Raw genomic sequence first — 24949 nt, forward strand, 5'->3', positions numbered from 1 at the left:
ACTATACTCGCAAGAACTTTGCTAGTTCGCCTCGGGTGATTTGAGCCGAATATTCACGCCATTCCCGCTCTTTGTTACGGAGCACGTAGGCAAAAACTTCCTCCCCCAATACCTGAGCCATGAACTCGGATTTGCGCAGCTCAGATACGGCTTCTTCCAAGGTTAATGGCAGTGCGGGGATACCTTGGGCACGACGCTCCTTATCCGATAGACGCCACACGTCATCCTCGGTTTCTAAGGGGAGTTTCATATCTTTTTCAATCCCGTCTAGCCCGGCTGCCAGCAGCGCGGCATAGGCTAAATAGGGATTGGCAGCGGGGTCGGTGCCGCGATATTCAATGCGGGCATCACCGGCTTTTTCGGGTTTATAGAGCGGCACCCTAACTAGCGCCGAGCGGTTATTGTGTCCCCAACAAATATAGGAGGGAGCCTCCGAGCCTCCCCATAGCCGTTTATAGGAGTTGACGTGCTGGTTTACTACTGCCGAATATTCGCGGGCATGGGCAAGCAGCCCGGCGGTAAAGGCCTGTCCGGTGGCCGAAAGCTGATAAATTTCACTGGAAGCATCATAAAAGGCATTTTGCTCGCCCTCAAACAGTGACATATGGGTGTGCATTCCGCTGCCGGCCTCACTCGCCATAGGTTTGGGCATAAAGGTGGCCACCAGATTGTCTTGCATCGCGATCTCTTCAATCAGGATGCGGAAAGTCATTATGTTATCGGATCCAGTCAGAGCATCGGCAGCGCGCAAGTCGATTTCATTTTGCCCCGGACCATTTTCGTGATGCGAAAACTCTACCGAAATTCCCATTTCTTCCAGCATCGCCACTGCCCGGCGTCTAAAAGAGTTATCCCCGCCATTAGGAACATGGTCAAAGTAGGAGGCATTGTCAATAGGACGCAGGGGCTCATCTAGCGAAGTTGGCGGCTCCAGCAGGTAAAACTCAATTTCGGGGTGAATGTTACAGGTAAAACCCAGATCGGCAGCCCGTTCTAGTTGCCGCTCTAGCACCCGGCGGGGATCGGAACGGGCGGGCTGTAGATCCGGGGTGTAGACATCACAAAACATCCGTCCGACTTCGCCGTCGTCACCTCGCCAGGGCAAGATTTGGAAAGTAGAGGCATCGGGGCGCAGCAACATATCTGATTCGTAAACCCGGGTAAAACCTTCGATCGCGGAGCCATCGAACCCGATCCCCTCGTTAAAGGCATCCTCTAATTCGGCGGGATCAATCGCCACCGATTTCAGGGAGCCCGACACGTCAGTGAACCAGAGGCGAATGAACTTTACCCCTAGTTCCGCAATCTTTTGCAGTACATCCTCTTGTGCTGAATCCACGATTTTTCCTTACTGTTTACCGTATTTTGGGGTCTAAAACTATTGCTTCCCGCTTGGCTAGCTACTGGGCGTGCGCCCACCAACGTCCATCGTCGCTGCGCGCGCATTTAAGCGGCAGACTAAACGCTTCTGAAAGATTTTCACTGGTCAGCACCTGGTCAATCTCACCGCTAGCCATGATTTTACCTTCCTTCATCAGAGCAGCGCGATTAAAAGATGCCGGTATTTCCTCTAAGTGATGGGTAACCATCACGATCTGTGGTGATTTTGGATCCGAACTGAGTTCGTCAAGGGCGGACAATAAAAGCTCGCGAGCCTGCAGATCCACGCCCGCAACCGGTTCATCCAGTATCAAGATTTCCGGATCGGCCATTAGGGCGCGGGCAATCAGTACCCGCTGGCGTTCCCCATCGGACAATGAAGATAACCTGCGGTCTTGTAGAGCTGCTACCCCGAAGAGTTCCATCAGGTTGCTTCGTCGCTGATAGTCAATATCCTCGAAATCTTGATCTCGTCCGCGCACCATAGTGCCATAGGCGGCCGACAGAATCAGTGCCTTCACGGTTTGCGAACCCGGGATTACCCGCAGCACCGCGGTAGAACACAGGCCCACCCGTTCATGCAGTTCTTGTACCGGCACCGCTCCCAACCGCTGCCCTAAGATTTCCGCTTCCCCGCTGGAGGGATAGTTTCGGGCCGCCAAAATAGAAATCAGAGTAGTTTTTCCCGCTCCATTAGGACCGAGTATTACCCAGTTTTCACCCAGTTGGGATTGGAAGGAAACATCCTGAAGGATGGGGTTTCCCCCACGCATGAAACTGACGTGTTGCAATCGGAGCAGAGTATCCATATTTCCCATCTTAAACAGTGTGGCTACAGATAAGTGGCGGGGGCGAGCATCTTCCCCAAAGTGCTCGCCCCCGCCGCAGCTATTACCCTTCTAGCTGCCTATTGTTCTTATAAGAGGGAACGGTACAGTTCCACAGTTTTATCGGCGACTGTCTGCCAGGAGAATTTTTCTTCCACCCGTTTGCGTCCGGCTTTGCCCATCTTCTTAGCCAGTTCCGGCTTTTCCAGCAGGGCGGTAATCCGCTCGGCCATATCCCGATGGAATTTATCGGGATTCGTGGGGGTACCGCTGCCGTCAGATAGCTGTTCGATCGGTACTAGGTATCCGGTTTCGCCCTCGGCAATGCAGTCGGGAATCCCCCCGGTTGCGGTGCCGACTACCGGCAGTTCCATGGCGGCGGCCTCCAGATTGACTATCCCCATCGGTTCGTAAATCGAGGGAGTAACAAAAACATGCGCTGCCGACAAGATATTCACCAGCTGGTCGTGCGGGAGCATTTCTTCGATCCAAATGATGCCGCTGCGCCGAGCAGATAGCCCCTCTACCAATCCGCGTACTTCTTTTTCAATCTCCGGGGTATCAGGCGCCCCGGCACACAGTACTACCTGGGAATCTGCCGGAATCTGCTCGATTGCCTGCAAGAAGTGCGGCAGTCCTTTTTGCCGGGTTATCCGGCCCACGAAAACCACAGTCGGGATATCGGGATTAATACCATATTTGGCCAGGGTTTGGGCAACCGCTTCCTGGTCGGTAGGTAGCGCCCAATCAGTTAGATCCAAACCGTTATGGATAACGTGAACCTTATCTGGGTCTATCTGGGGGTAAGCACGCAAGATATCGTCCTTCATTCCGTGGGAGACCCCGACCACCGCATCTGCTGCCAGATAGGCAGTTTCTTCTGCCCAGGAGGAAAGATTGTACCCGCCGCCTAGTTGTTCGCGTTTCCAGGGGCGCAGCGGTTCGAGAGAGTGAGCGGTCACCACATGCGGGATTTCGTAAAGATTCTTTGCCCAATGACCGGCCATATTGGCATACCAGGTGTGCGAATGTACCAAATCAGCCTGGTCACAGTGCTGTGCCATCTGCAGATCAATTCCCAGGGTACGCAGCGCGGCATTATCCCCGTCCTGCTTGCGGCAATAGTCATATCCCGTAACTCGGATCTTCCCACCGTCATCCGGTCGGGGGCCGTCAAAGCAATGCACTCCCACGTCGATTCTCTCTGCCAACACCTTTGCCAGCTCAGTGACATGGACTCCAGCACCGCCGTAAACGTGGGGAGGATACTCGCGGCTCAATAAATCAACATGCATTTCGGGATCCTTTCTTAAGTGACCTTTGGGTTTGCTGCTAGTTACTAGGTTAGTTGAATCGCGAAGGCAAGGGGCAGAAACGAGATTCTTTCCCGCTACTATTGCTAGGTATGGTTTGTAAATTGACGTCTAGTTAATCAGTTCAAAACCCCACGCCACACCCCAGTACTGACCTATGCTGAGGTTATGGCAAAAAATAATGTATTAGCAATGATTCTGGCCGGTGGCGAAGGCAAACGCCTGATGCCCCTTACTCTAGATAGGGCGAAACCTGCGGTTCCCTTTGGGGGCACTTATCGCTTGATTGATTTCGCGCTTTCCAATGTGGTTAACTCCGGGTATCTACGCTCGGTAGTACTCACTCAATACAAATCGCACTCTCTGGACCGCCACTTGGCGACCACTTGGAAGATGTCCGATTTACTGGGTAACTATGTGGCACCGGTGCCCGCCCAGCAGCGACGCGGCAAACACTGGTACCGGGGCAGCGCAGACGCGGTCTACCAGTCGCTAAACATTGTGCGCGATGAAAATCCGGATTACATCTTGATTATCGGCGCGGACAACATCTACCGTATGGACTTTTCTCAAATGGTCGATGACCATATTAAATCCGGGTTGCCATGTACGGTAGCCGGGATTCGCCAACCGATTGAGCTTTCCAGTGCTTTTGGCGTAATTGACCAAACTGGCGGAACGATTAATCGCTTTATCGAAAAACCCGAAACCTGCGAGGGTCTCCCTGATGATCCCACAAAGTTCTTGGCTTCAATGGGTAACTATGTGTTTACCACTAAAGATCTAGTGGCAGCCCTACAGGCAGACGCTGAGAATGAAGATTCTAAACACGATATGGGCGGGGATCTGGTTCCTTACTTCGTAGAGCATGGCGGGGTTAACTGCTATGACTTCATTGAAAACGAAGTTCCGGGTGCCAGCGACCGCGACCGCGACTACTGGCGCGATGTCGGTACCATTGATGCCTTCTACGAGGCCCACCTGGATCTGTTGTCAGTGTCTCCGGTATTTAACCTGTACAACTTTGACTGGCCAACCTACACGAAGCTAGACGCCTGGCTACCCCCTGCCAAGAGCACCTTTAGCGATGAGAATCGCCGAGGCATGGCTCTGGATTCGATTGTTTCTCCGGGAGTAATTATTTCCGGGGCGCGCGTGGAACGCTCTATGCTCTCTCCCATGGTGCATCTGCACTCCTTCGCCTCTGTCGATGGCTCGGTGCTGATGAATGGCGTCGATGTGGAACGCTCCGCGGTGATCCACAATGCCATCTTGGATAAGAATGTGCGCGTAGCAGAGGGCGTACAAATCGGCGTTGATCACGACAAAGACCGCGAACGCGGATTTACGGTTTCCGAGGGCGGGATCACTGTAGTACCCAAGGGGACAGTGGTAACCGAATAGCCTCATCAAAGCTAAAACCAAAAATGGGTGTCGGGACATGTTTTCATGTTCCCGACACCCATTTCTTATAGGTATTAGCGTTTGAGAAAATCGCGCCGGATTTTTCCTACTTACATACCGGAGTACATCATTCCGCCGATAACCGCATAAAAAAGAACATAGAAAAGTACCGTCGCGACCACGCCAGCGATGAAACCGTTACGGCACTGGATTGCCGTCTTTGGCTTGGTATTCTTCCACACCAGCCAAAGAACCAACCCAACAATCGGAATGCAGAAGCCCAGAACTGCCCATCCAAAACTACCGGTGTCCTCTGGGTTTGCGCTAGACACTCCTTGATTTTGATAGTACTGCGCAGGAGCCTGCGGGAAAGGTCGCCCGTAGGCCGGCTGCTGCCCCATTTGTGGTTGCCCATAGGGCGGCTGCTGTCCCATTTGCGGGGGAATCGGAGCCGGCTGTTGCCCCATTTGCGGCTGCCCGTAGCTTGGTTGTTGCCTCATTTGCGGTGGAACCGGAGTTGGCTGCTGATGGGGGTTTGGAGATTGGCTGGGATCGGGATTGAACTGGCTCATGATCTTTCTTCCTCTTGATATATATGTCAGAATTATTTTCTTATAACACCTTGGATATGGGTCAACTCTTATTCCTGGGTTAATTCTAGTACAGATGCTTTATATAGAAGTTCTTTTCCCATTTTTTAGACTTGTCCGGCACATCTAGCAGCTGCCGTAAATATTTTTCAATGGCTTTACCCCTAGTGGCTAAACCCGATACTTCTAGCGTAGGGGAGCGTGAATAACTCCAGATAATTCCCCGTTACCAGGGACAAGATGAGTAAAGCCGGAAACTTGAAAAGCAATAGCGGTAGCGGTGGACACTCCGTAGGGTGCGCCTCCGTTTTCCGGGGCTAGCAGCTGGGCAGTCATCGAGATTATGGGCTCATGGCCTACTACTAAGATGGCTTCACCACCTGCCGGCCCGTACTCCCCCACTAAACGCAGCAGCCGCTCCGGGGAGCAATGATAAAGCTCGTCCTCCGCGAGCAGTTGCGCCCCCCGATAAGCCCTGCCGATCTGCTGGGCAGTTTGGGTGGCGCGAGCCGCCGTGGAATGCAATATCAGCTCTACCGCTACCTTCTCTTTAACTAGAAGCGCCCCCAACTCCTGCGCCTGTCGCACCCCCGCTGAGGTCAAAGGACGGGAGTGGTCGCCCCGGCCATAACCAGCCTGGGCGTGGCGCACCAGCGTTAATACGTAGCTCATACCCCCATCCTAGCTAAGCCTCTAGAATGAAAACTAAAGACAAGGAGGAACATGGCTTTAGCTAAAGGACCAGAAGACAATATCTGTTCGGCGCGCGGATGCGAAAACCCGGCAACCAAAGCGGTACTGTGGCGTAACCCTAAGATTCCTCGTCCCGTACATAAAACCTGGCTGACTTGCGACGAACACGCCGATTTCCTGCAGCAATACCTGGCGTATCGCTCTTTTCCCACCAAGGTGGTCCCTTTTAGCGAGGTAGATACGGCAACTTTGGATTAGCTGCACTTACCCGGCCGCTCTCTTCTATCCAGAAGATTCCAGCCTGAGGGCTATTCCTGGTTTTCTAGGTAAGCTCCACCAGATCCAGGTAGTCATCACTCCACAAATCTTCGTCCCCATCGGGCAGCAGCAGTACCCGCTGCGGATTGAGGGCCTCAACGGCTCCCGGATCGTGGGTCACCAGCACTACTGCCCCCTCGTATTGGTCGAGGGCGTGCAAGATTTCTTCTCGAGACGCCGGATCTAGGTTATTGGTAGGTTCATCTAGCAGCAGTACATTGGCGCCGCTAACCACCAGGGTGGCCAATGCTAGCCGGGTTTTTTCTCCCCCCGAAAGCACACTGGCCGGTTTAAAGGCATCCTCCCCCGAAAATAAGAACTGTCCCAAAATATTGCGCACATGGGTTTCATCTAGATCGGGAGCCGCCGCGGTCATATTTTCGTAAACCGTGCGGGCGGGATCCAAGGTTTCATGCTCTTGCGCATAGTAGCCCAATTTGAGGCCGTGACCGGGGACAACTTCCCCCGCATCTGCGTCCTCGATCCCATTTAATAGTCGCAGCAGCGTGGTTTTACCGGCTCCGTTTTCCCCCAAAACCACCACTTTGCTGCCGCGATCGATTGATAAATCTAGGCCGCTAAATACCTCCAGGCTGCCATAGGATTTCGCGAGGCCGCGGGCATTCAGCGGCACTTTGCCGCAAGCTAGCGGAGTAGGAAAGCGCAGGCGGGCAACTTTTTCCGCTTTGGTTTCACTTCCGGCTTCTTTTACCAGTTCTTCGGCTCGGCGCAGCATTTGCTGCGCCGCGACTGCCTTAGTGGCTTTGGCTCGCATTTTTTCGCCTTGCTCGCGCAATGCCTGTGCTTTCGCTAAGGCGTTTTGGCGCTCCCGGCGCCGCCGCGCCTCATCTTGGGCGCGCTGCTTCAGGTAGGCGTCCCATCCTAGTTTGTATTGATCAATCACCGCGCGGGAGGCATCCAAATACCACACCTGGTTTACCGTGTCTTTTAGCAGCGCCGTAGAGTGGGTGACCATTACGAAGCCGCCAGCATAGGTGCGTAGGAAATCGCGGAGCCAAATAATGGAGTCATGGTCTAAGTGGTTGGTGGGCTCATCTAAAAGCAGTACGTCCGGCTGAGAGAACAGTACCCGCGCCAGTTCGACCCGGCGGCGCTGCCCTCCGGAAAGGGTCGCCAGTGGCTGCGTGAGCGCGCCTTGGTCAAGCCCCAGGTTATGAGCGATCTGCATGGCTTCGGAGCGGGCAGCATACCCGCCGAGGCGGGTGAATTCTTCGTCCAGGCGGGCGTATCTTTCTATCGCTTTAGCCTGAGTTTCCCCACTGGTGGTAGACATCTTTTCTTGGGCGTTCTCGATTGCCCGCAAAGTGCGATCCAAATCTCGCACCGCCATGATCCGGGAAATCCCGTCCTTTTGTTTCACCCCGACCACCGGGTCTTGTGACAGATACCCTACCGACCCGGAGGAAGTAACTTTTCCATGAAAATCGATATTGTCGATTAAGTCTTGGGCTTCTTCTTCGCTGAGGGAACCGCTAGAGCGGTGTTTACCGAGAGCCACTAGCGCCGCAATTAGGCGCATAGTAGTGGTTTTACCAGCACCATTGCGCCCTACTAGGCCGATGCGCAGTCCTTTACCGATACGCAAATTGGTGCGAGATACCAAGAGCCGCTGCCCGATCCGCACTTCCATATCTTGCGCATTAATCACCCCGCGATTCTACCCAGCTGCTGCCAGTAGTTAAAACTGCTGAGCCTATTGCCTGCCCCGCTACTTTCCCGTAATTTCGAGGATAGAAGTAGGTCGGAGCGAGCAGCAGCCTCGGCAGAGCAGGTGGAGGTGAAGAATAACTATGTATTGTGGCTTCTATATTTCTCTACTTGGAAAGCCAGGTGACCCCCTACCGGAGATTACAGAGGGTAACGAACCGCTGGTTAATGCTATCTACGCCTGGCAGCACACTTTCATCGCGAACTTTTCCCAGCGCTATGATCATGGAGAAATATGGCACGTTGCAGAAGCTACTGTAAAACCCGGACAGCAGCAGATTGAAGCAACCGCATATTTTATTGCTCCCAGCTTTACGTATACACCAGCTGCTATGTCTCAGATGCTTGAGGCATTCTGGAAAGCTACTGAAAAGCTTTACCAGCTCCAGATTTCAGAAGTTATTTTTCAGTTTGATCCCACTACCAGCGCAGATTTTTCCCAGCTGGCTCCGAATTTCAACAGCTACCAGGGAGCCGCGCAATGGATGGCTTCCGAATTCATTCCTGCGACCACCACCGTCATTTTATCTGTCACCGCAGATACCCGGTTACCCGGGGAAGTTGCTAGGGAAACGATAGCTTTTATTAACTCCTGTGGGGTTTCCGTAACCGGTGACACTTCGCGCGGTTCCCTCCTCCCTAAAAACAGCAGCGCAAAAACATTTGAGGACAGTTACCGGGCACTTATTCCGGGCTGGGATTCCATCAGTGTTTCTTGGCTTTTGGCGGCGCTAGTAGCCAGCTATGCCCCGAAGATTCGGGAAAAGCTTACTATTTGTATTTCGTTACCAGCCTTGGTCGGCGATTTAAAAATGATAGATATAAACAAGCTCATTTAATACGCAGTGGACGCACAGTTTTTGCACGTAAATGCAGTGCGCTCCCTTGCAATAGCCTGTTTTGATGTTGGGGCACCTTTAGTGAGGTAGCGTCCTTGCTACCTTGCGAATACCCTCAAAGCAAACCTGTCGAAATTCCCGACAGGTTGCCTCCAAGTCGAGCAATTACCAAGAATTGATTGACACTCACCCGGAAGCATACTGGGTAACAACGCGAGCATTCGCATTTCGGCGGAGTTACTTCCTCCCGCTAGCGCACAGGTTTACAATAGTGCTTTAGCAAAGGTGCCGTAGCAAAGGGAAAAGTCATGCCCGTAAATTTGAGTCGCAAAGACATTCAAGCTATTGATGCCGCCAAAGCCTACTATGGGGGTCTTCCCCAAAATGAAGTGGCGGCGCGGCTGGGAATCTCCCGTCCCACGGTTTCTAAACTGCTGCGCTATGCGCGCGCCAAAGGGTACGTGAAAATCACGGTAAATGATCCCCGACTAGCAGACTCGTCGACTGCGAAGGCTCTGATTTCGCGTTTTGGTTTAGAGGACGCGGTGGTGGTTTATCCCAGCGCTCCCTCCGATATTGAAGTCCGCAAAGCACTGGGGGAAGCCGGAGCCCGAATGGTGGAAAAGGTGATTAAAGATGGTGATACCGTGGGAGTTTCCTGGTCACGGACCGTCGAAGAAATCTCTAAGAACCTCACCGCCCAGCCTCGCAAGAATGTGGAAATAGTGCAGCTGCGCGGAGGCGTAGGCGGGTTTGCGCGTGGGCAAAGCGAGATTGAAGCCGTAAATCGTTTTGCTGAGGCTTTTAGCGCTCAGGCGCATCTATTGGGAGCGCCCACCGTTTTTCAAAGTGCGGAAGCCAAACAGGCAATGATGAAAGAAAAGCAGGTCGCAGCAGCCTTGAAACGAGGGCGAGATTCTCGCATAGCTGTCTTTACCGTGGGGGATGCGGCAAAAAGTTCCTATCTTTTGACTCTGCCTACCCTCTCGCGAGATGTAAAACTGTTTTTAGAGCGGAAAGCAGTCGGCGATATTTGTTCCCGTTTCATCGATACCCACGGCAGGGTGTGTTTGCCGGAACTAAATGACCGCACTATGGCAATATCTTTGGCACAGCTGCGGCGGATTCCCGAAAAAATTATGGTTGCTGGCGGGGGCGCGAAAGTAGCGATTATTAGGGTCGCCCTGGAACATGGATACGCTAATCGGCTTGTGATTGACGCGGCTACTGCCGCGCAAGTACTGGATATGCGAGTGAACTAGCTAGCAATGCGGCGGAGCCCGATGCGAAGTCTTCCAGAGAGCCTACACCTGCCCGCACAAATTTAAACATGCGGTTACCGAATTTATAACTTCGCTAAAACCATCCCCTCCAGTTAAGCGAGGTAGGTCTCTACGGTGTGAAATGCGCGGCTATCAGGGCTTTAAAGATTTCTATTAAGAGGAATTACCCTTAAGCTTAAAGTATGAACAATAATAATAACTTGCGTAAACCCAAAGCCTGGATGAGCGACATGGATGGCGTGCTCGTGCACGAATCGCTGGCTTTGCCGGGCGCGTATGAGTTTATCGAAACTCTTAAAGAAAAAAACACTCCTTTCTTGGTACTGACCAATAACTCTATTTTTACCAACCGCGACCTCTCGGCACGTTTGGAAGCCTCGGGGCTAGAAGTTCCCGAAGACCATATCTGGACCTCTGCGAACGCTACCGCCGAGTTCTTAAACAACCAGTCCCCTAACTCTCGGGCTTACGTGATTGGAGAGGCGGGACTGACCACTGCGATCCATGAAGCCGGTTATGTGATGACCGAAAGTAACCCCGAGTTTGTGGTGTTGGGAGAAACCCGCTTCTACGATTTCGTAAGTATCACCAAAGCCATCCGCCTGATCGAAAAGGGCGCCAAGTTTATTTGCACGAACCCCGACACTACGGGTCCTTCCGAGGACGGAACTCTGCCAGCAGTGGGGTCAGTGGCTGCGATGATTACCAAAGCTACCGGACGTAGACCCTATTTCGTGGGTAAACCAAATCCGATAATGTTCCGCGCCGGGCTTAATAAACTAGGAGCCCACTCCGAAGAAGCAGCGATGGTAGGTGACCGGATGGACACCGATATTCATGCCGGGGTAGAAAGCGGAATGGATTCTTATTTGGTGCTATCGGGGTCGACTACCCGTGAAGATATCAAGAAGTTCCCGTTTAGGCCGAAAGCCGTTTTCGACGGCATCGGTGACCTATTACCCCTACTCTGATAGCGGGTATCACACCGAGAATTTGGACTATATTTTTTGGGGGCTCCCTGCCGCTAGCAGGGAGCCCCCTTCCATACAGCAGGCGATAAGGCTAATCAGCTAGGGTTCCCAGAGTTGCTACCATCACTGCTTTAATGGTGTGCATCCGGTTTTCTGCTTGGTCAAACACGATAGACCGCTCCCCGGAGAACACTTCATCCGTCACTTCCAGAGCCTCTAAACCGGTTTTTTGGTAAATATCCTCCCCCACGGTGGTACCGCGGTCATGAAAAGCGGGCAGACAGTGCAAGAATTTTGCCTGCGAACCGGCTTGTTTCATGAGCCTGGCATTGACCTGGTAGGGCAATAAAAGCTTAATCCGCTGATCCCACACTTCTTTCGGCTCCCCCATCGAGACCCAGACATCGGTGTACAGAAAATCTGCACCCTTAACCCCGGCCGCGGGATCATCGGTATGGGTGATCTTCGCACCACTTTGAGCTGCGATTTCATGGGCCTTGTCGATCCAGCGCTGCTCATTCCAGAGTTTCCTGGGGCCTACGATCCGCACATCCATTCCCATCATCGCCCCCGAAATCAGCAGCGAATTCGACATATTATTGCGAGCATCCCCCAGGTAGGCGAAAGAAATATCACTCAGTTCTTTATCCGAATGTTCCAACATAGTGAGCTGGTCACAGAGCATTTGGGTAGGATGCCACTCATCAGTGAGCCCATTCCAAACGGGGACTCCCGACAGGCGCGCCAAAGTTTCTACGTCCTCTTGGCGGCGTCCTCGAAACTCTATCCCGTCATAAAAGCGCCCCAGCACTTGTGCAGTGTCTGCCATGGATTCCTTATGGCCGATCTGGGAGGCCACCGGATCCAAGAAAGTGACGTTAGCGCCCTGGTCATAGGCGGCAACCTCAAAAGAACAGCGGGTGCGAGTAGAGGTTTTTTCGAAAATCAGGGCGATATTTTTACGGTTTAGATAAGGTTTTTCGGTTCCTGCGCGTTTGGCCGCTTTTAGCTGCGCCGCCAAATCTAGTAAGTAGCGCCACTCCTCGGCGGTAAAATCAAGTTCTTTTAAGAAATGGCGACCAGATAGTAAAGCCACAGTTTAACCTTTCTATTTATTCTATTTCCCCAGTCTGCTGGGACTTTAAAGCTAGTTGTCGATTGCTTGCCGCGATAACGGACAGGTCATACACCGCGGTCCCCCGCGTCCGCGGCCTAGTTCCGCGCTGGGAACTTCCAGTACTTTAACCCCCTGAGAGCGCAAATACTCAATGGTTTGCCAGTTGCGATCATAGGAAGTCACTAAGTTTTCTCGCAGTGCCAGCAGGTTACAGGCATCGTTCCACTGTCCGCGCTCTGCCCCGCTATCAGACTGGGGGGTCTGCAAAATATTTACTGACGGCACCCCACTGGCCTGCGCTAACACCTGATGCATTTCTTCTGCGGGATAGTAGTTCCAGGAGATCTTCCCATCCGCGCCGGCACGAGCAATCACGCTGGGCAACATTCCCAGGTTCTTGTACTTATAAAAGGTATCCCGGTTAATCATGGTCAGCACGGTATCCAGGTGCATTTGGGCACGCACCATCGGCATTAAAAAGCCGGTAACCATTTCTACGGATGAGGACGAATCTAGTAAGAGACGCGCAGCGAGGCGTTCGAAACCGGCCGGACTGGTGCGCTCCCCCATTCCCACCAGTACCGAAGTTGGAGACAAAATTTCCACGTCCCCTCCCTCGCAAACGGCCGGGCTATCGGCTATCCCCGAACCAAACTGAGTAAAATTATCGTTAAAATCAGGGTGAAAATGATAAATGGCCTGCAGGTTTAGAGTTTCGCGGCGCCGAGCAGTCTTTTTCATAGCTGAGAGCATTACGCCCTCGCCAATCCAGGCGGAAGTATCCCGGGTAAACAGGTGATTAGGCAGCGCGTCCAAAATCAAATCTTCACTGCCTACGCGGCCTAAGACTGCGGAGGCAATCGGCCCCAGCTCCGCTTCGATTTCGGCGCGGGTAAGCCCGCTAATCAGAATCTTGGCCAGCTGCTTGCTTGTTTGCCCCGCCAGATATTCCCGGAGCGGAGGGCTAAGCACCACCCCGAAATAACGCTCATCAATAGTGTGTTCCAGCAACCATTTTCGTGCCGGTTCCAAGTCTAAAGTTTCGGCTAAGAGATCTTGCAGATAAACGACCTGGGCACCCTGGGAAGCAAGCGTAGCGCTAAAAATATCGTGATCTTCGCGCGCTTTTTCCAGCCATAAAATGTCGTCAAACAGCAGTTCTTCGCGGTTAGAGGGAGTCAGCCGGTCAAGCTCCCTGCCGGGGCGGTGTACTAAAACCTTTTCTAGTTTCCCGACCTCTGACCAGACTCCCCGCACCATGGAATTCTCCTTGCTAGATTTTCTGCAAGCCTATGTTATCCCATTAAACGTTGAAGCCCAGAGCGCGCAGCTGTTCGCGCCCCTCCTCGGTAATCCGATCCGGTCCCCAAGGAGGCATCCACACCCAGTTAATGCCTACGCTAGTGGCCATAGCACTCAACACCCAACGGGTTTGTTCTTCCAACATATCGGTGAGCGGGCAAGCCGCAGAAGTTAGCGTCATCTCGATAGTCACTGCCCCGTCGGGATGGATTTCTGCCCCATAGACAAGTCCCAAATCCACGATGTTAATTCCTAGTTCGGGGTCGATAACATCCTTGAGGGCTTCAAATATGTCCTCTTTAGTTACCTTCGCCTCAGCAGGTGTAAGCGGCGTTGAGGGGTCAGAAAAAGTTTGCGCCTCTGGCGGATTATCGCCGGATCCTTGCTTATCTTCCACGTTTAAAGCCTCCGCTCCTGGTGTTTGATCCGGAGCAGCCTCGGCATGCTGATGGGTTTTAGAGGGCTGATAGGGGCCGGCATCTTCATTTCCGGCAGCAACTTCCTGAAAGCGCTGCGGCACCTCAGTCCGATTCTCCCAGGGACGTTCTTCACTCACTTTCTTGCCTCGCTTGCGTTTTGGCGATTGATTCTCTCAGTGCCATCCACCCCAGAAGGGCGCATTTCACCCGGTTGGGAAATTTGGAAGTTCCCTGCAGGCTGGCCGCATCTTCCAGGGGATCTAGTATTTCGTCGGGAACTTCTTGCCCTCTAGAATGCATCATTTGGTCAAAGTCGTTCCAAAGCTGCTCAATATCGGCCAAAGATTTTCCTGCTACCAGGTCATTCATCATTGATAGCGATGCCTGAGAAATAGAACAGCCCTGCCCCTGCCAGGCCAGACCGGCTAGGGTATCGCCCTTCAAAGTAACCTCTAAAGTAACCTCATCCCCGCAGGTAGGATTAACTTGATAGGAGGAGGTATCCGAGGGTTCTACCTGAGCGCTGCCGTGTTTTTCGGCGGCGTGATCCATAATCACCTGCTGATAAAGCTGATCAATAGCCGAAACCATTACTTCCCCCTTAAAAAGAAACTACGAACTACTTCTAGGCCTTCGATTAGGCGATCGATATCGCCGCGCGAAGAAGTAAGCGCCAGCGATGCCCTACAGGATGCCCGCAGGCCGTAGTGGGCGTGCAGCGGCAGGGCACAGTGATGACCCACCCGAATCGCCACGTCCTCGGCATCTAATACCTGACCCACGTCATGGGGATGAATCCCCGCGAAATCAAAAGCCGCTAAACCTACTCGCTCCCGGTAATCGGCTGGCCCCAGTAGCCGCAGGCCTTTCACGGTGGCTAACCCTTCCAGTAGGTACTGGGTCAAAGCTAGTTCGTGGCTACGGATCCGCTCCATCCCTACTTCCTGCAGGTAATCCAGCGCTACTGCCCAGGCGTGAATCTGGGCAACTGCTTGCGAGCCGGCCTCAAAACGCTCCGGGACAGGTTGGAAAGTGGTTTTTTCCATGGTGACGTCAGCAATCATAGATCCGCCTGCCAAGAAGGGGGGCAATTGCTCTAGCAATTCGCGGCGACCGTAGAGCGCCCCGATTCCGGTAGGACCAGCCATTTTATGGCCAGAAAAGCAGGCGAAATCCGCTCCTAGAGTTTTAACATCTAGCGGCATATGAGCGCTGGACTGGCAGGTATCGAGCACTACCCAGGCTCCCACATCGTGGGCAGCTTTAATGATGGGGGCAATATCGGTGATCGCCCCAGAAACATTAGAGGCGTGAGTTACCGCCACTACCTTGGTATTCGGGGTGATAGCATCCAATGTTTCTAGATCAATCCGCCCTTGCGGATCTAGATCCAGATAGGCGAACTCACAGCCGGTACGCTTGCTTAGCAGCTGCCAGGGCACCAAGTTGGCGTGATGCTCCGCTCGGGTAGTAACTACCCGATCTCCTTTTCCTACCAGCGAAGCCCGGCCCTCTATCCCGGGATTAGACAGGGCGTAGGCCACCAGGTTTAGGGCCTCGGTCGCGTTCTTCGTCCACACGATTTCTTCCGGGGAGGCCCCAATAAAGGTAGCCAGTTTGAGGCGCGCGTCCTCGAAATACTGACTAGATTCATCGGCCAGCAGGTGGGTACCCCGATGCACAGCCCCGTTAGATTTTTCGTAGAAAGAGCTTTCGGCCTGAATAACGGAACGCGGTTTTTGAGAGGTGGCCGCCGCATCTAAATAAACGATCGGTTTTCCTCCCCGGCCAGGGCGGGAAAGAATCGGAAAATCGGCGCGCAGGCGCGTCAGTTCCCTATCGGTAAATGGCGAATCCATTAGCTTTCTCCTCTCAAAAACCAGCAGGTATTGCTACAAAAAGGGAGATTACAGGTAGGAGTCGTATCCTTCCGCTTCCAATTTGTCAGCCAGTTCGCTGCCGCCGGAATCTACAATCTTTCCATCGGCGAATACGTGCACGAAGTCCGGTTTAATGTAGTTCAAGATCCGCGAATAGTGGGTGATTACCAGCAGGCCGCAGCCTAGTTTTTCATGGGCATGGTTAACTCCGGCAGACACGGTGCGCAAAGCATCAATATCCAGACCGGAGTCGGTTTCATCCAGAATGGCGAACTTGGGATGCAAAATCTGCATCTGCAAAATCTCTAAGCGCTTCTTCTCTCCACCCGAAAAACCAGCATTAAGATCCCGGTTAGCGAACTGGGGATCTACCCGCAGGTCTTCCATGGCTTCTTTAAGTTCTTTTACCCAGGTACGCACCGGCGGAGCCTGCCCATCAATCGCGGTGCGGGCAGTGCGCAAGAAGTTAGATACTGTTACCCCGGGAACCTCCACCGGGTACTGCATCGCCAAGAACAAGCCGGCACGGGCACGATCATCTGGGGAAGATTCCAGGATATTTACCCCGTCCAGCAGCACTTCCCCGCCCTCGATATGGTAGCCGGGGTGACCGGCAATCGAATAGGCCAGGGTTGATTTTCCAGAACCATTCGGTCCCATAATCGCGTGCTTCTCCCCGGAATTCACCGTTAGGGAGGCGCCCTTTAGGATGTGCTTTATCCCTTCGGGAGTTTCTACCGAAACTTTCAGGTCTTTAACTTCTAGTTTCCCCATTTATTCATTTCCTTTACTGCGGCTGCAGGCGTCTACATAAACCGCCTGTCCTTTGATTTCAAGCTGATAACAGTTAACCGGCTCGGTGGCCGGCATCGTCGGCTGCCCGGTGTTGAGGTCGAACTGGGCTCCGTGCCCCCAACATTCAATTGCACATCCTTCTACATCGCCCTCTTCTAGAGGGATATCACCGTGGGTGCAGAGGGAGTCGATGGCGTGCCAACCGCCGTCCTCGTCCCGCACCACCGCGATTGGGATCTTATCCCCCCGCTCGTCGGTTACTTCGGCGCGCAGTGCCTCGGCGGGCTCCAATGCGCTGATTTCGCAAATTTTTTCTAGGCTCATAGCGGATCTGGCCCCTTTTCTAGGCGGGCATCAACCGCTTCCAGCAGATGGTTTTCGATTTCTTCGATTCCGATCTGGCGAATGACTTCCGCAAAGAACCCGTGAACCACCATTTTCCTAGCGATATCTTCGGGGATACCCCGCGAGAGCAGATAGAACAGTTGTTCTTCATCGAAACGTCCGGTAGCGGAGGCGTGCCCTGCTCCCGCAATCTCCCCGTTTTCAATTTCCAGGTTCGGTACCGAATCGGCTTTCGCGCCCTCGTTCAACACCAGGTTGCGGTTTTGCTCATAGGAATCAGTGTTAAACCCGTTTTTGCCGATTAGCACGTCCCCGATCCAAACCGCGTGTGCCTGCTGGCCTTGCAGCGCCCCCTTGTAATGCACATCCGAGCGGCAATTTTCAGCGCTGTGATTAACGAATAGGCGATGTTCCTGATGCTGCCGGGTGTCCGTGAAATAGACACCGTACATCTCCACATCCCCACCCGGTTTATCCAAGTCAATATCGGGACAAATCCGCACCAGGTCGCCGCCCAGAGTAATCGCAATATGCTTAAGCTTCGCGTCTTTTTCTACGCTCATGCGATGGTTACTGGCGTGAACTGCCGCTCTATCCCATTCTTGGATAGATACGAACTCTAGCTGCGCGCCGGATTCCACATCGATTTCAATCCCCTGGTTCAACTGGGCATTGCCGGTGTGTTCCAGGATTACCAAGGCTTTCGCATCTGGTTTCACGTCGATACAGATATGCTGGGCAGCTGGTTCCGGGTTTTCCCCGATCACTTTGATGCGTAGCGGTTCGCTGAGCTGCTCGGTGATCACTACGTTTACCAGGTCACGGTGATTGTTCCACTCCACCACGGCGGCGCGATCTCCCGGAGCCCCCACTTTTCCGTGAATATCGCTGCCGGTAGCTATTTCCACATAGGAGGAGGCGCCCAGATTTATCCGATTATCAGCCCCTAAGAGCTCTCCGCTGACCTCAACCCGGGGAGCTGCCCCCTCTAAAGTATCCGTGAGTAGCATCTTTATCCGGTCGAGAGGAGTGAATCGCCAATCTTCCTCGCGTCCGGTAGGCATCGGGATATCTGCAAGGTTAAACGAGGTGGGACGATCTGCCCGGGAAGGAGCCGCAACTACTTTATGGCCTGTCTGCTTTACCATCTCGGCCATTACCCCACCGATCCTTCCATTTGTAGTTCGATTAGGCGATTAAGCTCCAGGGCATATTCCATCGGCAGCTCCCGAGCAATCGGCTCGATAAAGCCACGGACAATCATCGCCATCGCCTCAGTTTCACTCAGTCCCCGGCTCATCAAATAAAAGAGCTGGTCAGCACTAACTTTAGAAACGGTAGCCTCGTGCCCCATCTCTACGTCATCGGTTTGAATATCCACATACGGATAGGTATCAGTGCGAGAAATCTGGTCAACTAGCAGTGCATCGCAAACCACGGAGGCCTTTGAATGTTTAGCCTCCGGCGTAATCTGCACTAGTCCCCGATAGGAGGAACGCCCACCGTTACGGGAAATAGATTTCGAGACAATTGAAGAGGAAGTATTCGGCGCCAGGTGCAGCATTTTCGCCCCGGTATCCTGGTTTTGTCCCTCACCAGAAAACGCTACCGACAGAGCTTCTCCCCGGGCGTTCTTGCCGGTCAAATAGACAGAGGGGTACTTCATATTAGTTTTTGACCCCATATTGCCATCTACCCATTCCATAGTGGCGCCCTCTTCACAGATCGCGCGCTGAGTCACCAGGTTATAGACATTGGTCGACCAGTTTTGAATGGTGGTGTAGCGCACCCGGGCATCTTTGAGACAGAAAATCTCTACAATCGCAGAGTGCAGCGAATCCGATTTATAGATTGGAGCGGTGCACCCTTCCACGTAGTGTACGTAGGAACCCTCGTCAGCGATGATCAGGGTGCGCTCGAACTGCCCCATGTTTTCGGTGTTAATCCGGAAATAGGCTTGCAGTGGAATCTCTACATGTACTCCTTTTGGCACATAGATGAAAGATCCCCCGGACCACACGGCGGTGTTCAGAGCCGCGAACTTATTATCCCCGGCAGGCACCGCTTTTCCGAAGAACCGTTTAAAGAGGTCTTCGTGTTTGCGCAGGGCAGTGTCGGTATCTAGAAACACTACCCCTTGTTTTTCCAGGTCACCACGGATTTGGTTATAGACCACTTCCGATTCGTACTGGGCAGCCACCCCGGAAACCAGGCTCTCGCGTTCGGCCTCGGGAATCCCCAGCCGGTCATAGGTCTTCTTAATGTCCTCGGGCAGATCTTCCCAAGAGTTGGCCACTTTGTCGGTGGAGCGCACAAAGTATTTAATCTGATCCATATCCAGATCTGATAGATCCGGCCCCCAGTTCGGCATGGGCTTGCGCTCGAAAATCTTCAGTGCTTTGAGGCGCCGCTTGAGCATCCATTCGGGCTCGTTCTTCTCGGCAGAGATAAAACGCACCACGTCCTCGTCAAGGCCGCGCCTGGCGCTTTGTCCCGCCGCATCTGAGTCGTGCCATCCGTACTCGTATTGAGTGCCGATCGAGTCGATAACGTGCTGGTCAGCGGCCTCTTTTTCCTCTTTTGTGGCAATCACCGGCGGTGATGATGTCATTTGTGTTTATATCCCTCTATTGTCGTTTCTTCCTGCCCTATTCTGTCATGTTCAACGGTTTACGGAGAATTTTGGGGGTAGGTAACGCTACCGGCACCGAAGTGGTGCACACATGTTCCCCATCCGCCAAAGTCGCCAACCGTTGTACATGCACGTCGAGTAGACGTGAAAAAGCTTGGGTTTCTGCTTCACATAGTTGCGGAAACTCCCCGGCTACTTCCTGTACCGGGCAGTTGCCCTGGCACAGTTGCACCGCAAAACCGCCGTTACCAACCTCGCGCACAGTAGCGGCGTATCCATCGGCTGTTAGAGCATCGGCGAGGGCGCGCGCGCGAGCCCGGGGATCTGGCCCGGCTTCTTTAATCAAGGGAGCGTAGCGCCGTTCAATATCGCGCGAGTGCGCAGCAGCAAAAGTATCGATTCCGCCCGGTCCGGCCACCTGCTCGATAAAACCGAGAGCCCGACTGGCCAGTTTGGAGTAATCTTCACTGAGTCCTTCGCGCCCTTTACCCGTCGCTATATAGTGACGAGCCGGGCGACCTCGACCCCGTTTAGCCTGGGAAGACGTTTCATAAACGGCAATCATCTGCCCGGACTCTAACGCAGTTATATGACGACGCACTGCTGCGGTAGTCAGATTAAGAATTTTAGCGAGATGGGCGGCAGTGACCGGCCCTTTTTCGACAATTAAATCCAAAACTGTTTGCCGAGTCGGTTCCGTTTCACTCACGCTTCCCCTCCTTAAAAATAGACCTTAATCAGTCTAGCGCATTTTAGAAACAGGTGTCTTGCAAAAATAACCAACGGTCGCCAAGTGTGGCGGGGGCAACATGTATACCAGGTGCACACGGGAGTGAAAACCCGCCTCCCCGCGGCAGATCCGCTGACTCTTACCTGTTCGCGTTTAGCGGATTTTTTTAGCTAGATTTCATTTTTGAGGGGATCGGGCGTGAAGGGGACGTCCGCTTCTCGCAGCCCTTCCCACCCCTGACGTAATGCGGCGATTGCCGCTAAAATCGAGGCCATCGCAGACGGGTTGTGTAAACTGCCCGCAAACAAAGCATTCCGCGCTTGCTCTAAAGTAAACCAGGCGGTTTTCATATCCCGTTCTTCCTCAACTGCTTCAAAGCGTTTACCAGTGGCAACAGAAATATCCCGGGCTAAGAAAACCCGTAGATGTTCGCTACTGCCTCCCGGGGAAGTAAAGAAATCCACTAGCACCTGCCAGGTTTCGGCCTCCAGATTGGCTTCTTCCCAGAGCTCCCGCCGCGCTGCCCCCAGACGATCTTCGCCCGCGTGATCTAAAAGCCCGGCAGGTACTTCCCAGAGAAAAGCGCGTACCGGATGACGGTATTGGCGCACCAATAAAATTTCCCAATCCGAGATATTTTGGGAACTTGGATCGGCGCCGGGAATCGGGCGCACCGCGGCAATCGCTACTGCTCCGGGGTGGGCTAGATAGTCACGGCGCGCAGCGGGCTCATCAGCATGTAGACGCACGCTATCAGTGACAAAATCGAATACTTTCCCCTGGTAGATCAGTTGATGATCTTCCACCGGGAAGCTAAAGTTTTCGTCACGCAGTTCCATGGTTCTCCTTTTCTTCAAGATTTGATAGCAGCTAATCGCTGCTTTCGTTGTCCGGGAGGGCCCCGCCTTTCGGCTCAAGTGGTGCAGTTTGTCCCGCCTTACTTCGTTTTTGTTCGCGAAGCTGTTGCAGCAGCAAGGGGCTCATAATCGCAATACTGGCTATTCCCGCGATCGCGGCCGCGGCGAAAGTTCCGACTATGTTTGGCCATAGTCCCATAAAATATCCGGACACAAACCAGCCGGCCACCCCGGCTACTAGCGCCAATAGCGCCGCTTTCAAAGCCGCCAGCGCTACGCCGCTAATTGCCTGCCGGCCGGCTAGGTGGCGCAAACCAATCAGCAGCCCCAACGCCCCTACGCTCATCCCTACTGATTGCGCGATTCCCAAGGCTAAGAGGATTCCGTTTGCCCGGCTACCAAGCAGTCCGGGCAGGGTTGCCCCCAGCATCCAAGAAAGTCCGGCGACGGTTAACCAACCACTAGAGGCGGCAATCACCGCTTGGCGAGCGCCTCCCAGAGCATAAAGTACCCGGGAAACATGGTAAACCAGCCCGTAGCCTACGATTCCGGGAGCCATAGCCACCAGCGCCCAAATCATCCCTGGTACCGGATTGATGCGAGTAAAAATATCGGTAACCGGAAGCGCCAAGGCTCCCAGCAGCGCCGACCCCAGCATTCCCACCACGGTCACCAGTCGGGTAGAGGCTGCACATTCGGGATTAAAGGCAGTTTTTCCTCCCCGGTGCAGCAGGCCAGACAGCCGCGGAAACATAGCGGTCGCGATCGGAACGGCTAGCACCGCATAGGGCAGCATATAGACCGATTGCGAATACTGATAGATGGGAAGCGAACCTTCCGCACCATAGGTGCGGGTTACCAAAATGATGACTAAGACTGAGAATTGCTGGGCGATTAAAGAGCCCACGCCGGCTCCTGCCAGTCGCAATGCCTGACGCCCGCGTCCTTCCCCTAATTTCAAAGTGGGACGCCAACGAATCCCCAGGCGGTAGATAGGGATAAACAAGGGCAGGCTCATCGCCGCTACCCCGGCAGTCGTCCCCCAACCAAGAATCAAAATGGCATTATGCGCCACCTGGGCAGGATCGGCAACCGAAGGGGTGAGATAACCAAAAATCGCATAGGTAGAGATAACTACCAGGGAGTTTAAGAGCGGCCCCAAAGCAGGTAGCAGAAATTTTTCGTGCGCCTGCAAGATTCCGGTGCCTACTACGCACAACCCGTAAAGCGGTACTTGTAGGGCAAACATCTGTAAGAAAACACTGATTAGGTGGGCTTGCAGCTGAGGATCTACCCCTTGTGGACAGGGCATTACCTGCCCGATCCAGGGAGCCAGTAAGAATACAGCCAGCCCGACCGGAGTCAGCAGCAATAACGCCCAGGTGATCAGCGCAGATGAAACCCGCTGAACCTCTTTATGTATCCGATCGGCGATGGGACCGGCCAAGATAGGAATGGTTACTCCCGCGAGCGCTCCCCCCGCCACTACCTCAAAAAGTACGGTAGGGAGCTGATTAGCGGTGGAGTAGGCATTAGCAAAAGCGCCAGTACCTACCCAGGCTGATTGGGTGAGCCAGCGACCGAAACCAAAAATTCGCGAGAGTAAAGTAAGGACGGAGATTAACCCCACCGCCGAAGCTAAGGCAGGCAGCTTCCTTTTTACCCTCGGGTTGTTCAACGCTTACGTCCTAATTGATCAATAGTTCGCAACCCCGGAGTATTCGCGATTACTCGGGAAAACGAAATCTTTTCACTAGCGGCAGTAAGCGCTACTATCCCGAGGACTCCGATCAGTTTTCCTGGGGTGCCGGTCTTTTGCGCCCAAGCTGATCCCAGCAGCGCCCCCAGCGCATTAGCTCCGGTATCGCCCAGCATTTCTCGCTCCCCCAGATCGGCAGGTAAAGCCAGCAGGCTGGTAGCCACGGCCCCGCCAGCTAAGGTAGCCTCCACCGCTTTCGAGCTGGTCAACGGAAGGGAAGCTAAGGCCGCCACTTTCAGGCAGCGTCCCGGACGCAGATCAAATAGATTCGCCAAGTTAGCGCTGCCCGCAATCAACATAGTGTCTAGGATCCAGGATGCTAGCCCGGTTTCCCGGGAGCGGCCAATCCCAATAGCTCCCAGGGCGGCACCCGCGCCAATCCCCACAATTTTTAAGGCACCAGTAGTAACTTCTCCCTTAGAAAGGGCTTGCAGATGTCCATGGAATCCCTTGGGGACAGCTGGTTTGTCTGCTTTTGCTTCTGCGCCCTGCGAGGATGATTCGGCAAGCTGTTCTGGCTGTTCATCCGAGCTATTTCCAGAATTATCGCCCAGATCAGCGCGGGTATCATCTAAATAGCCTAGGGCGGCACCAGCTGCCACCGGCAGCACTGTTCCCACCTGCGCGGCGCGATCTCCCGCGAGACAGGCTCCGGTTGCTAAGCAAGCAGCTGCAACTTTGATTCCTCCCGTGAGAGATACGGTTTCCCCGTGAAAATTTTGCCGTTGATACCGCTTCTGGTTCTGGGGGGAAAGATGGTGAAGCAAGTATTTTCTAGCTAAGAAAAACCCTGCTCCTGCGGCTAGAGCTCCCCCGATCGCGCGTGCCACTTACTTTGCCTCCACTCCAGCCGGCGAAGGAATCGGGGGAATAAGCTGAGTAGCATAATGCTCGGTGCCATATGCCTGGTTCGTGCCGCCCTCATCAGCTAAAAGCGCAAAGGGAGTAGAAACTTTACTCATCACCGACCCGATAGCGTCGATCGTGGTAACCGCTAGTTTTTCTGCGCGAATTTGGGCGACATAGTCGCTTTCGTTCTTAGCGCTGCCCACAATGACCGTCCCTTTAGGAAAGGCCGCATTGATACCTTTCACGAACTCTAAATCTGCTTTGTCGGACGGCTTCTGGTTCTCTTTTTCGTTGCTTTCCGGACTCGCTACCACTATCAGCTGCACCGGTTCCGTTACCGCCGAAGCGGTAATCAAAGGGGTATCTCCGGCCGAAAGGTTACTCACCAGTGCTTGTATCTCTTTATCTGCACTAGTGAGCCCCATCCCTAGAGCGGTTGCCAATACTTGTTGGGAGGAGACTTTGGCATCGACCTTATCGCCCAGTTTGCTAGCTAAAGTCGAAGCCAAGGTATCCCGATAAGACTGAGAATCTTCGTTAAACCAGGAATCCTTAATGGTAACTGAGTTGGCAATAGCGGCTCCCGCCATCTTTAACTGAGCGTTTATTCCGTTCACGGCCTCATCGCTAACCCCAGGCATTTTCACTATGGCGATTTTCTTGCCCGTCAAGGTGCCCGGAGTTACCTTGCTTGCTAAAACTCCTATATATTCATTGGAATTATTTGCCTGTTTAACTAATTCCTCATTAGTTGTCCGCAGCTCAGATTGCTGCTTGGACAGTACTGTAACTTGCCCCGAGAGGGTGTCTGAAATTTTACCTTGTAGGGGGCCAGCTCCCAGCACCACCCCCATCGTGAGCGCAACCAGTACGGCCATCAGTGATACTAAATGGTAGCGAAAATCAATCATTTCTCTC

At 53.5% G+C, this 24949-nt stretch carries 25 protein-coding genes; 5 read left to right on the forward strand and 20 right to left on the reverse strand.

The genetic code is table 11. The features are described 5' to 3' along the window. Position 1 precedes the first annotated feature (1 nt). The 3 genes from AC1EKS_RS02290 to glgA form a co-directional block, all read right to left on the reverse strand. Positions 2–1339 (reverse strand): glutamine synthetase family protein, encoded by a 1338-nt coding sequence (locus tag AC1EKS_RS02290; protein WP_481008907.1) that lies wholly within the window; start codon positions 1337–1339, stop codon positions 2–4. 61 nt (positions 1340–1400) lie between these two features. Then, a complete protein-coding gene (locus tag AC1EKS_RS02295; protein ID WP_481008906.1) occupies positions 1401–2189 on the reverse strand; it encodes an ABC transporter ATP-binding protein in 789 nt (262 codons plus the stop codon). A gap of 107 nt (positions 2190–2296) precedes the next feature. Continuing rightward, positions 2297–3502 (reverse strand): glycogen synthase, encoded by a 1206-nt coding sequence (gene glgA, locus AC1EKS_RS02300; protein ID WP_481008905.1) that lies wholly within the window; start codon positions 3500–3502, stop codon positions 2297–2299. Positions 3503–3688: 186 nt separating this feature from the next. On the opposite strand from glgA, the gene AC1EKS_RS02305 reads away from it, so the two are divergent. After that, entirely contained in the window at positions 3689–4924 is a 1236-nt protein-coding gene (locus AC1EKS_RS02305; RefSeq protein WP_481008904.1) for a glucose-1-phosphate adenylyltransferase, read from the forward strand. A gap of 110 nt (positions 4925–5034) precedes the next feature. Here the strand turns inward: AC1EKS_RS02305 and AC1EKS_RS02310 are convergent, their stop codons facing one another. After that, complete coding sequence (locus AC1EKS_RS02310; protein ID WP_481008903.1) at positions 5035–5496, reverse strand: hypothetical protein; 462 nt, start codon at positions 5494–5496, stop codon at positions 5035–5037. Positions 5497–5700: 204 nt separating this feature from the next. Continuing rightward, a complete protein-coding gene (locus AC1EKS_RS02315) occupies positions 5701–6186 on the reverse strand; it encodes a SixA phosphatase family protein (protein ID WP_481008902.1) in 486 nt (161 codons plus the stop codon). 51 nt (positions 6187–6237) lie between these two features. Between AC1EKS_RS02315 and AC1EKS_RS02320 the strand changes: the two genes are divergently transcribed. Beyond that, positions 6238–6465 carry a hypothetical protein gene (locus AC1EKS_RS02320; RefSeq protein ID WP_481008901.1) on the forward strand — a complete coding sequence of 76 codons (228 nt, stop codon included), beginning with the start codon at positions 6238–6240 and terminating at the stop codon, positions 6463–6465. A gap of 64 nt (positions 6466–6529) precedes the next feature. Here AC1EKS_RS02320 and AC1EKS_RS02325 read toward each other — a convergent pair whose 3' ends face one another. Next, the gene (locus AC1EKS_RS02325; protein ID WP_481008900.1) at positions 6530–8194 is read right to left on the reverse strand and encodes an ABC-F family ATP-binding cassette domain-containing protein; all 1665 of its coding nucleotides are present in this window, start codon (positions 8192–8194) and stop codon (positions 6530–6532) included. 142 nt (positions 8195–8336) lie between these two features. Between AC1EKS_RS02325 and AC1EKS_RS02330 the strand changes: the two genes are divergently transcribed. The 3 genes from AC1EKS_RS02330 to AC1EKS_RS02340 all read left to right on the forward strand — a co-directional run bounded on the left by AC1EKS_RS02330 (position 8337) and on the right by AC1EKS_RS02340 (position 11346). After that, positions 8337–9092, forward strand: coding sequence for a hypothetical protein (locus tag AC1EKS_RS02330; RefSeq protein WP_481008899.1), 756 nt, complete (start codon positions 8337–8339; stop codon positions 9090–9092). A 308-nt stretch (positions 9093–9400) separates the two neighbouring features. Next, on the forward strand, positions 9401–10354 hold the full coding sequence (locus AC1EKS_RS02335) for a sugar-binding transcriptional regulator (RefSeq protein WP_481008898.1): 954 nt from the start codon (positions 9401–9403) through the stop codon (positions 10352–10354). Positions 10355–10557: 203 nt separating this feature from the next. Next, positions 10558–11346, forward strand: a complete 789-nt coding sequence (locus AC1EKS_RS02340) for an HAD-IIA family hydrolase (RefSeq protein ID WP_481008897.1) — start codon at positions 10558–10560, stop codon at positions 11344–11346. Between the two features lie 91 nt (positions 11347–11437). On the opposite strand, the gene argF is transcribed toward AC1EKS_RS02340, so the two are convergent. The 14 genes from argF to AC1EKS_RS02410 form a co-directional block, all read right to left on the reverse strand. After that, positions 11438–12442 carry an ornithine carbamoyltransferase gene (gene argF / locus AC1EKS_RS02345; protein ID WP_481008895.1) on the reverse strand — a complete coding sequence of 335 codons (1005 nt, stop codon included), beginning with the start codon at positions 12440–12442 and terminating at the stop codon, positions 11438–11440. A 51-nt stretch (positions 12443–12493) separates the two neighbouring features. Further along, positions 12494–13723 (reverse strand): arginine deiminase, encoded by a 1230-nt coding sequence (locus AC1EKS_RS02350; protein WP_481008893.1) that lies wholly within the window; start codon positions 13721–13723, stop codon positions 12494–12496. A 43-nt stretch (positions 13724–13766) separates the two neighbouring features. Then, positions 13767–14162, reverse strand: a complete 396-nt coding sequence (locus AC1EKS_RS02355) for a metal-sulfur cluster assembly factor (RefSeq protein ID WP_481008984.1) — start codon at positions 14160–14162, stop codon at positions 13767–13769. Positions 14163–14313: 151 nt separating this feature from the next. Further along, positions 14314–14775, reverse strand: a complete 462-nt coding sequence (gene sufU / locus AC1EKS_RS02360; RefSeq protein ID WP_481008892.1) for a Fe-S cluster assembly sulfur transfer protein SufU — start codon at positions 14773–14775, stop codon at positions 14314–14316. Further along, positions 14775–16043, reverse strand: coding sequence for a SufS family cysteine desulfurase (locus AC1EKS_RS02365; protein ID WP_481008891.1), 1269 nt, complete (start codon positions 16041–16043; stop codon positions 14775–14777). The genes sufU and AC1EKS_RS02365 overlap by 1 nt, the downstream gene beginning before the upstream one ends. 48 nt (positions 16044–16091) lie before the next feature. Further along, on the reverse strand, positions 16092–16838 hold the full coding sequence (gene sufC, locus AC1EKS_RS02370) for a Fe-S cluster assembly ATPase SufC (protein WP_481008890.1): 747 nt from the start codon (positions 16836–16838) through the stop codon (positions 16092–16094). After that, on the reverse strand, positions 16839–17183 hold the full coding sequence (locus AC1EKS_RS02375) for a non-heme iron oxygenase ferredoxin subunit (RefSeq protein ID WP_481008889.1): 345 nt from the start codon (positions 17181–17183) through the stop codon (positions 16839–16841). After that, a complete protein-coding gene (gene sufD / locus AC1EKS_RS02380; RefSeq protein ID WP_481008888.1) occupies positions 17180–18361 on the reverse strand; it encodes a Fe-S cluster assembly protein SufD in 1182 nt (393 codons plus the stop codon). Before sufD ends, AC1EKS_RS02375 begins: the two co-directional genes overlap by 4 nt. Then, on the reverse strand, positions 18361–19815 hold the full coding sequence (gene sufB, locus AC1EKS_RS02385) for a Fe-S cluster assembly protein SufB (protein WP_481008886.1): 1455 nt from the start codon (positions 19813–19815) through the stop codon (positions 18361–18363). The genes sufD and sufB overlap by 1 nt, the downstream gene beginning before the upstream one ends. 37 nt (positions 19816–19852) lie before the next feature. Beyond that, positions 19853–20545, reverse strand: a complete 693-nt coding sequence (locus tag AC1EKS_RS02390) for a helix-turn-helix transcriptional regulator (protein WP_481008884.1) — start codon at positions 20543–20545, stop codon at positions 19853–19855. Between the two features lie 191 nt (positions 20546–20736). Beyond that, complete coding sequence (locus tag AC1EKS_RS02395) at positions 20737–21405, reverse strand: NUDIX domain-containing protein (RefSeq protein ID WP_481008883.1); 669 nt, start codon at positions 21403–21405, stop codon at positions 20737–20739. Positions 21406–21436: 31 nt separating this feature from the next. Continuing rightward, positions 21437–23101 (reverse strand): murein biosynthesis integral membrane protein MurJ, encoded by a 1665-nt coding sequence (murJ, locus tag AC1EKS_RS02400; RefSeq protein WP_481008882.1) that lies wholly within the window; start codon positions 23099–23101, stop codon positions 21437–21439. Further along, positions 23098–24012: a hypothetical protein gene (locus AC1EKS_RS02405; RefSeq protein ID WP_481008881.1), complete on the reverse strand. Its 915-nt coding sequence runs from the start codon at positions 24010–24012 to the stop codon at positions 23098–23100. Before AC1EKS_RS02405 ends, murJ begins: the two co-directional genes overlap by 4 nt. Further along, positions 24013–24942 (reverse strand): copper transporter, encoded by a 930-nt coding sequence (locus AC1EKS_RS02410; RefSeq protein ID WP_481008880.1) that lies wholly within the window; start codon positions 24940–24942, stop codon positions 24013–24015. Between the last annotated feature and the right edge of the window lie 7 nt (positions 24943–24949).

Source organism: Varibaculum sp. C0165D1 (genome assembly GCF_056590355.1).

Excerpts from the sequence above, each read along its gene's own strand:
- AC1EKS_RS02320 (WP_481008901.1), top strand. The coding sequence starts at position 6,238 with ATGGCTTTAGCTAAAGGACCAGAAGACAATATCTGTTCGGCGCGCGGA.
- AC1EKS_RS02335 (WP_481008898.1), top strand. The coding sequence starts at position 9,401 with ATGCCCGTAAATTTGAGTCGCAAAGACATTCAAGCTATTGATGCCGCC.
- sufU (WP_481008892.1), bottom strand. The coding sequence starts at position 14,775 with ATGGTTTCGGCTATTGATCAGCTTTATCAGCAGGTGATTATGGATCAC.
- AC1EKS_RS02375 (WP_481008889.1), bottom strand. The coding sequence starts at position 17,183 with ATGAGCCTAGAAAAAATTTGCGAAATCAGCGCATTGGAGCCCGCCGAG.
- AC1EKS_RS02350 (WP_481008893.1), bottom strand. The coding sequence starts at position 13,723 with ATGGTGCGGGGAGTCTGGTCAGAGGTCGGGAAACTAGAAAAGGTTTTA.
- AC1EKS_RS02410 (WP_481008880.1), bottom strand. The coding sequence starts at position 24,942 with ATGATTGATTTTCGCTACCATTTAGTATCACTGATGGCCGTACTGGTT.
- AC1EKS_RS02315 (WP_481008902.1), bottom strand. The coding sequence starts at position 6,186 with ATGAGCTACGTATTAACGCTGGTGCGCCACGCCCAGGCTGGTTATGGC.
- AC1EKS_RS02395 (WP_481008883.1), bottom strand. The coding sequence starts at position 21,405 with ATGGAACTGCGTGACGAAAACTTTAGCTTCCCGGTGGAAGATCATCAA.
- AC1EKS_RS02310 (WP_481008903.1), bottom strand. The coding sequence starts at position 5,496 with ATGAGCCAGTTCAATCCCGATCCCAGCCAATCTCCAAACCCCCATCAG.
- AC1EKS_RS02295 (WP_481008906.1), bottom strand. The coding sequence starts at position 2,189 with ATGGATACTCTGCTCCGATTGCAACACGTCAGTTTCATGCGTGGGGGA.
- AC1EKS_RS02330 (WP_481008899.1), top strand. The coding sequence starts at position 8,337 with ATGTATTGTGGCTTCTATATTTCTCTACTTGGAAAGCCAGGTGACCCC.
- sufB (WP_481008886.1), bottom strand. The coding sequence starts at position 19,815 with ATGACATCATCACCGCCGGTGATTGCCACAAAAGAGGAAAAAGAGGCC.
- glgA (WP_481008905.1), bottom strand. The coding sequence starts at position 3,502 with ATGCATGTTGATTTATTGAGCCGCGAGTATCCTCCCCACGTTTACGGC.
- sufD (WP_481008888.1), bottom strand. The coding sequence starts at position 18,361 with ATGGCCGAGATGGTAAAGCAGACAGGCCATAAAGTAGTTGCGGCTCCT.
- AC1EKS_RS02365 (WP_481008891.1), bottom strand. The coding sequence starts at position 16,043 with ATGGATTCGCCATTTACCGATAGGGAACTGACGCGCCTGCGCGCCGAT.
- AC1EKS_RS02340 (WP_481008897.1), top strand. The coding sequence starts at position 10,558 with ATGAACAATAATAATAACTTGCGTAAACCCAAAGCCTGGATGAGCGAC.
- AC1EKS_RS02305 (WP_481008904.1), top strand. The coding sequence starts at position 3,689 with ATGGCAAAAAATAATGTATTAGCAATGATTCTGGCCGGTGGCGAAGGC.
- sufC (WP_481008890.1), bottom strand. The coding sequence starts at position 16,838 with ATGGGGAAACTAGAAGTTAAAGACCTGAAAGTTTCGGTAGAAACTCCC.